Annotated in this window: 6 protein-coding genes; 2 read left to right on the top strand and 4 right to left on the bottom strand. The window is 72.3% G+C overall.

Annotated features, from left to right (window positions below):
- Window positions 1-647: GntR family transcriptional regulator (locus tag ACWGI8_RS36265; protein ID WP_453667628.1), on the bottom strand; the 647-nt coding region annotated here is incomplete at its 3' end.
- A gap of 149 nt (window positions 648-796) precedes the next feature.
- Between ACWGI8_RS36265 and ACWGI8_RS36270 the strand changes: the two genes are divergently transcribed.
- A complete protein-coding gene (locus ACWGI8_RS36270; protein WP_453667630.1) occupies window positions 797-1,657 on the top strand; it encodes a (2Fe-2S)-binding protein in 861 nt (286 codons plus the stop codon).
- 213 nt (window positions 1,658-1,870) lie between these two features.
- Window positions 1,871-2,926 (top strand): DUF2637 domain-containing protein, encoded by a 1,056-nt coding sequence (locus ACWGI8_RS36275; RefSeq protein ID WP_453667631.1) that lies wholly within the window; start codon window positions 1,871-1,873, stop codon window positions 2,924-2,926.
- Between the two features lie 46 nt (window positions 2,927-2,972).
- Here ACWGI8_RS36275 and ACWGI8_RS36280 read toward each other — a convergent pair whose 3' ends face one another.
- From ACWGI8_RS36280 to ACWGI8_RS36290, 3 genes are all read right to left on the bottom strand, one after another.
- Entirely contained in the window at window positions 2,973-3,389 is a 417-nt protein-coding gene (locus ACWGI8_RS36280; RefSeq protein WP_453667632.1) for an ATP-binding protein, read from the bottom strand.
- A gap of 136 nt (window positions 3,390-3,525) precedes the next feature.
- The gene (locus ACWGI8_RS36285; RefSeq protein WP_453667634.1) at window positions 3,526-5,268 is read right to left on the bottom strand and encodes a pyruvate dehydrogenase; all 1,743 of its coding nucleotides are present in this window, start codon (window positions 5,266-5,268) and stop codon (window positions 3,526-3,528) included.
- A 41-nt stretch (window positions 5,269-5,309) separates the two neighbouring features.
- On the bottom strand, window positions 5,310-6,746 hold the full coding sequence (locus tag ACWGI8_RS36290) for a protein phosphatase 2C domain-containing protein (protein WP_453667636.1): 1,437 nt from the start codon (window positions 6,744-6,746) through the stop codon (window positions 5,310-5,312).
- Between the last annotated feature and the right edge of the window lie 79 nt (window positions 6,747-6,825).

The following is a 6,825-nucleotide window of genomic DNA, read 5'->3' on the forward strand; positions in this document are numbered from 1 at the left end:
GCGGTCGCCTCGGCGAGGGGCCACAGCTCCGCCCAGCGGGCGGCCGGGACGGTGCGGGCGAGGCGGAGCATGACCGGGACCTCGAGGAGTGCACGGACCTCGGCCAGCTCGGCGAGCTCGCGGGCGCTGCGCCGGGTGACGCGGAAGCCGCGGTTCGGGACGGTCTCGACCGCGCCTTCGAGGGCGAGCTGCTGCATCGCCTCGCGCACGGGAGTGGCGGAGACGCCGAAGCGCATCCCGAGGGCGGGCGCGGAGTAGACCTCGCCGGGGCGCAGTTCACCGCTGACGAGGGCGGCTCGCAGGGCCTGAAGGATCTGGCCGCGTACGGAATGGCGGCGCACGACGGTGCCGGGTGCGGGTGGCTCGCTGTGCGTGTGCTCACCGCGGACCTGCTCGGCCCCAACCTGTCCGCCCTGACCCTGCTCACCGCGGACCTGCTCGGCCCCAACCTGTCCGCCCTGACCCTGCTCACCGCGCGCCTGCTCGGCCCCCGACTGTCCGCCCTGAAGCTGCTCACCGCGCGCCTGCTCGCCGCGGACCTGGCCGGGGATCCCGCCCGGGACCTGCTCGCCGAGAACCCGCATGGGGACGGAGGCGGACGCGTGGGGACGTGCCGCGGCGCTCGCGCGCGCTCTGCCCTGCTCCACCCGGGTCCTCCTCCGGCTTCGTACAGGACCCGGCTCGCCTGGCGCAGGTCCCCTGTGCACGATAGGCGGACGAGGGCGGAGTTCAAACACCGATCGCTTCGGGTAAGGTAAGGCTAACCTGCTAACGATCGCGATTCGGTGGTCCCTGCATGACCGTCCCCGCCGTCCTCCCCAGCTCGCGGCCTGCCGCCTCCTCGCCCCTCACGGACGCGTACACGCGCCTGACAGCGGCGTTTCCCGGCTTGCGCGTCCAGGAGCCGGCCGACGGCGAGCGGGCCCCTCGCGGGGCCGGCTGGGTCGCGGCGGCGGACCTCGCGGCGGGCGGTCCCGCCCTCGACGCCTTCCTGGCCTGGGACAACGCACAGGTGCTGCGTGACTACGGACAGCAGGCCCGCCCCGACGTCGTCGCCAGCTTCGGACTCCACCGGTACGCCTGGCCGGCCTGTCTGCTGATCACGGTCCCCTGGTTCCTGGACCGCCGGGTGCCCCGGGTACCCGTCGCGAACGTGTCCGTCCACCGGGCCCTCGGCCGGATGACCGTGCGGGTGCGTGACTTCGCCTGCCTTCCCGGCGACCCGGCCGCGGCGCTGCCCGGCGCCCGGATCGTCCCGGACGAGGAGGCGCTGCTCGCGGAGGTGCGGGACGCCGTCGCCGAGCACATCGGACCCGTGCTCGACGGATTCGGGCCTCGGATGCGGCGCGGCAAGCGGGCCCTGTGGGGCATGGCCACCGACGAGATCGTCGAGGGGCTCTGGTACGTCGCGCATCTGCTCGGCGAGGAGCGGCGCGCGATGGCGGAGCTGGAGGCACTGCTGCCCGGCACCACCAAGCCGTACGTCGGCACGGCCGGTTTCCGTGAGCTGACCGGTCCGGGCGGCGAGCCGCTGCCGACCCGCGACCGGGCGAGCTGCTGCCTCTTCTACACGCTGCGCCCCGAGGACACCTGCGTCACCTGCCCTCGCACGTGCGACGCCGACCGCGTCCGGAGGCTCAGCGCCACGGAGGGCTGACAGCGGCCGCTCCACAGCACGCCACTCATCCAGGTGGCATAAATCGAACTCAAATCCCTACCCCCCGAGGTGCGTTCGAGAAGAACGCACCTATTCGTATGCCCTGACGCTCACTTGGCGTTCTCTTGCCCCGAAACCCTCTGACCGCCCCGTGACTTCGGCCAATATGGCGCCCGAAAACGCCTACCGCGATGCAGATGCAAGGGACACCGCATGAGACTGACCGAGATATCGCTGGACTGGCTGCTCCCGGCTGGCGTGTTGCTCGCGGGGGTCGTGGCGGCGGTGGCGGTGCTCGCGCGCAGCAAGCGCGCCGGTGACGGTTCCGCGGCCGACGACTCCTGGGAACGCAGCGAGGAGCGCCGCCGACGCAAAGAGGCGGTCTACGGAACCGCCTCCTATCTGCTTCTCTTCTGCTGTGCGGCGGTCGCCGCGGCACTCTCGTTCCACGGTCTGGTCGGCTTCGGCCGGCAGAACCTGAATCTCTCCGGCGGCTGGGAGTACCTGGTCCCGTTCGGCCTCGACGGCGCAGCCATGTTCTGCTCGGTACTCGCCGTGCGCGAGGCGAGCCACGGCGACGCCGCCCTCGGCTCCCGGCTGCTGGTGTGGACGTTCGCGGGTGCGGCCGCCTGGTTCAACTGGGTCCACGCGCCGCGCGGTCTGGATCACGCGGGCGCCCCGCAGTTCTTCGCGGGCATGTCGCTGTCGGCCGCGGTGCTCTTCGACCGTGCGCTGAAGCAGACCCGCAGGGCCGCGCTGCGCGACCAGGGCCTGGTGCCGCGCCCGCTGCCGCAGATCCGCGTCGTACGGTGGCTGCGGGCGCCCCGCGAGACCTTCGGCGCCTGGTCGCTGATGCTGCTCGAAGGCGTACGCACGCTGGACGAGGCGGTCGACGAGGTCCGCGAGGACCGACGGCAGAAGGAACAGACCCGGATGCGCAGGCGCGACCAGGAGAAGCTGGACCGGGCGCACCTGCGGGCACTGAACCGGCAGCACCGGGCGTGGGGCCGCGTTCGCGGCGGCGGGCGCCAGGTCGATGTCACCACCCTGAGTGGTTCGGCGGGCTCCGCGCCGGCCGTCGGGCCGGTCGCGGAGCCTGCCATAGCCGAGCCGGGACAGCTGCCACTGCGCTCCCGGCCCTCCCTTCAGGCCGTGAAGGGTACTGAGCCCATCACCGTCGACCTCACCGCGGAGGACGACACGCAGGCGCTCCCGCGCCTGGACTCCCTCGAGCAGAAGCTCAAGCATCTTGAGCAGCAGTTCGGCTGAAGCGGCGGCCGACGAGCCGGTACGGCGGGCGGGCGCGATCCCTGGATCAGGTCCGCCCGCCGGCCAGTTCGAACCAGACCACCTTGCCCAGTTCGTGCGCCCGCACTCCCCACGCATCCGCGAGGCTCTGCACCAGGACGAGCCCTCTGCCGTGCGTGCTGTCGTCGGAGGCGGATCTCGCGTGCGGCTCGGTCGGGCCGCTCGTGAAGTCCCGTACCTCGACCCGGAGCCTGGCGGGCGCGACGGTGGCCGTCACGACCGCGCCGTCGTCCGTGTGGATCAGTGCGTTGGTCACCAGCTCACTGGTCAGCAGCTCCGCCACCTCGGCCGAGCCCGGCTCGCCCCAGTGCCCCAATAAGTCACGCAGGGCCCGCCGCACTTCCGGTACGGCCCTGAGATCCGCGCGCCCCAGACTGCGCCGCAGCTGCGCAGGCCCGGACCTTCCCTGACGTCTCGTCATCATCCCCCACCGCACGTCGGAACGGTCCTCTCCTCTTCGAAACGGCACTCACACGAGCGCCCACGACATGCATGCCCCGCCCCGGTGCCGCCACGCATGCCGGTTCACGCCGCGTCATCGGCACGGCACTCTGCGCCTCTCAGGGCCGTGGCACGTTCCGCAGGTTCGAGCGGGCCATCTGGACCATGCGGCCCACCCCGCCGTCCAGCACGATCTTGCTGGCGGAGAGCGCGAAGCCCGTCACCATCTCGGCGCTGATCCTCGGCGGGATGGACAGCGCGTTCGGGTCCGTGACCACATCGACCAGGGCCGGGCCCCGGTGCTGGAAGGCGTCCTTCAGGGCGCCCGCGAGCTGCTTCGGCTTCTCCACGCGCACGGCGTACGCACCTGCCGCCCGCGCGATCGCCGAGAAGTCCGGGTTGCGGTTCGTGGTGCCGTACGACGGCAGTCCGGAGACCAGCATCTCCAGCTCGACCATCCCCAGCGAGGAGTTGTTGAAGAGGACGACCTTCACCGGCAGGTCGTACTGGACGAGAGTGAGGAAGTCGCCCATCAGCATGGAGAATCCGCCGTCGCCCGACATCGACACGACCTGTCTGCCGCGGTCGGTGAACTGCGCACCGATGGCCTGCGGCAGCGCGTTCGCCATCGAGCCGTGGCTGAAGGAACCGATGACGCGGCGCCGTCCGTTGGGCGTGAGATAGCGGGCCGCCCATACGTTGCACATGCCCGTGTCGACGGTGAAGACGGCGTCTTCGTCGGCGAGTTCGTCGAGGACGGAGGCGACGTACTCGGGGTGGATCGGGATGTGCTTCTCCACCTTGCGGGTGTACGCCTTGATGACGCCCTCGAGCGCCTCGGCGTGCTTCTTCAGCATCTTGTCGAGGAAGCGCCGGTCGTTCTTGATCCGCACCCGCGGGGTGAGACAGCGCAGTGTCTCGCGTACGTCGCCCCACACGGCCAGGTCCAGCTTGGAGCGGCGGCCGAGGTGCTCGGGCCGGACATCGACCTGGGCGATCTTGACGTCGTCGGGGAGGAAGGCGTTGTACGGGAAGTCCGTGCCGAGCAGGATCAGCAGATCGCACTCGTGGGTGGCCTCGTACGCGGCTCCGTAGCCGAGCAGTCCGCTCATACCGACGTCGTAGGGATTCTGGTACTGGATCCACTCCTTGCCGCGGAGCGCATGGCCGACGGGTGACTTGATGCGCTCCGCGAACTGCATGACCTCGTGATGGGCGCCGGCCGTCCCGCTGCCGCAGAAGAGCGTGACGCGGTCCGCGTCGTCGATCATGCGGGCGAGGGCGTCGACCTCCGTGTCACCGGGGCGGACCGTCGGGCGGGTCGTCACCAGGGCGTGCTCGATGGACTTCTCGGGGGCCTGCTGGGCGGCGATGTCCCCGGGGAGCGAGACGACGCTGACCCCGCTGCGGCCGATGGCGTGCTGGATCGCGGTCTGGAGCAGCCTCGGCATCTGCTTCGGGCTGGAGATCAGCTCGCTGTAGTGGCTGCATTCGCGGAACAGCTGGTCGGGGTGGGTCTCCTGGAAGTATCCGAGGCCGATTTCGGAGGACGGGATGTGGGAGGCGAGGGCGAGCACGGGCGCCATCGAGCGGTGGGCGTCGTAGAGGCCGTTGATGAGGTGCAGGTTGCCGGGGCCGCACGAGCCGGCGCAGGCGGCGAGCCTGCCGGTGATCTGCGCTTCGGCGCCAGCCGCGAAGGCGCCGGTCTCTTCGTGGCGTACCTGGATCCACTCGATGGCGCTGTTGCGGCGGATGGCGTCGACCACGGGGTTGAGACTGTCGCCCACGACTCCGTACAGCCGCTGCACGCCCGCGCGGACGAGGATGTCGACGAACTGTTCTGCGACGTTCTGCTTGGCCATGGGTCCATCTATCCATGACCAGGTGGGTGACGCCTCTCGTGTTACGCCTCCCAGACGGCGCACGCCGTACGGTCGTCGGCGTAGCCCTTCACCCTGAGCTGGGTGTCGGCGAGATAGGCGGCGAGGCCCGGCGGCTCGGCCGCGGCCCAGCGCTGCGCGAGTTCCCCGGCGAGGGCCGGCTCGCAGCGCAGCGGTTCGGCGAGGCCGGTGCTGCACAGGAGGAGAGTGTCGCCGGGGCGGGCCACCGAGGCGCGGAAGCGGAAGGGCTCGGCCGGCGGCGGGACGGGGGCTTCGACGTACGGGGACGGAGGTGTGGCGATGCCCAGGTCCATCGTGAGCCGGTCGTCCCCGGTCTCCTCCGGAGCCGGGGAGCCGTAGCCGACGACCGGCTCGCCGGTGACGGCCGAGGGCTCGGGCACGACGGGTTCGAGATCCTGCCAGCCGCCGTCGCGGAGCCGGAAGAGCCCGCCGCCGCCGATGCCGAAGAACACCCGGGTGCGGCACGCGGGGTCGGCGGAGAGCAGCAGGCACCTCAGGTTCGCCGTGTACTCCTCGGGGGGCAGGCCGAGTTCGGCGGCGCGGGCACGGAGCCTGCCGAAGGAACGGTCGGTGAGCCGGTGCAGCCCGGACTTGAGGTCGCCCCGGCGGCCCGACCTGATGTCGTCGGCGAGCCGGGCGTGGCTGCGGCCCACGGCTCCGCCGATCCAGCGACAGGCCTCGGCCGCGGCGAGATGCGCTCCTTCGGTGGCGCGTGCGCCGGTGGCCACGGCCACCAGCACCAGGGCGCCCTCGCCCGCGCCGAAGCGCGCGGTCAGCAGCGCGTCACGCCGGGGCTCGCCCCGGAAGCGGGCGGAGTCGCCGCGCACGGACGCGGCCCGCAGGGTGTACGTCCCGTACCGCGCGCCGTCCAGCACGGTGTCGGCGACGAGCTCGTCCAGCTGCTGCGGGCGTGCGGCGGGCAGCGCGGTGGGCTCGGCGTCGTAGGTGGGCGGCCGGTCCCCGATGTGCCCGGTGCGCGGGCGCGGGAGCGCCGCGGGCCGGGGCGGCACATCCGGTGCGGGCACATCCGGTGCGGGCGCATCCCGTGCGGGCACATCCGGCTGCCGGGGCACGGCGGCATCCGGCGGGGTGGCATCCGGCGGGCCGGCCGCGGCGGGCGCGGCCGGCTCCGGTCGCGCCACGGCCGTGGACGGTGGCGTACGGGGACGGGGTGGTGCGGGAGCGCGCTGCGGGCGAGGCGGGGCCGCGGGAGCCTCCCACGGCGCCCCGCCCTGCTGGGGGGACGGGTCCCACCAGGCGCGGGGGCGGTGCTCGGGCGCCGCCTCGGAAGGCGCCACACCCACCGTGTCCACCGCGGAGTCGAAGCGGTCGTCGAGGGTGTCGCCCACCCCCTGTCCCGGTCCCGTGTCCGGGGCGGACTCGTCGTACAGCCGGTTCCACCAGTCGTCGCCGGTGGGCCTCTCCCCCTGCTGGCTCATGCCCATATTGTCCACGGCGGCGGCCGCACGAAAACGGAGCATTCCGAAAAACCCGTCCCGAATCTGTCCGCACATGGGT

It is taken from the genome of Streptomyces sp. NPDC054841 (assembly GCF_053611045.1).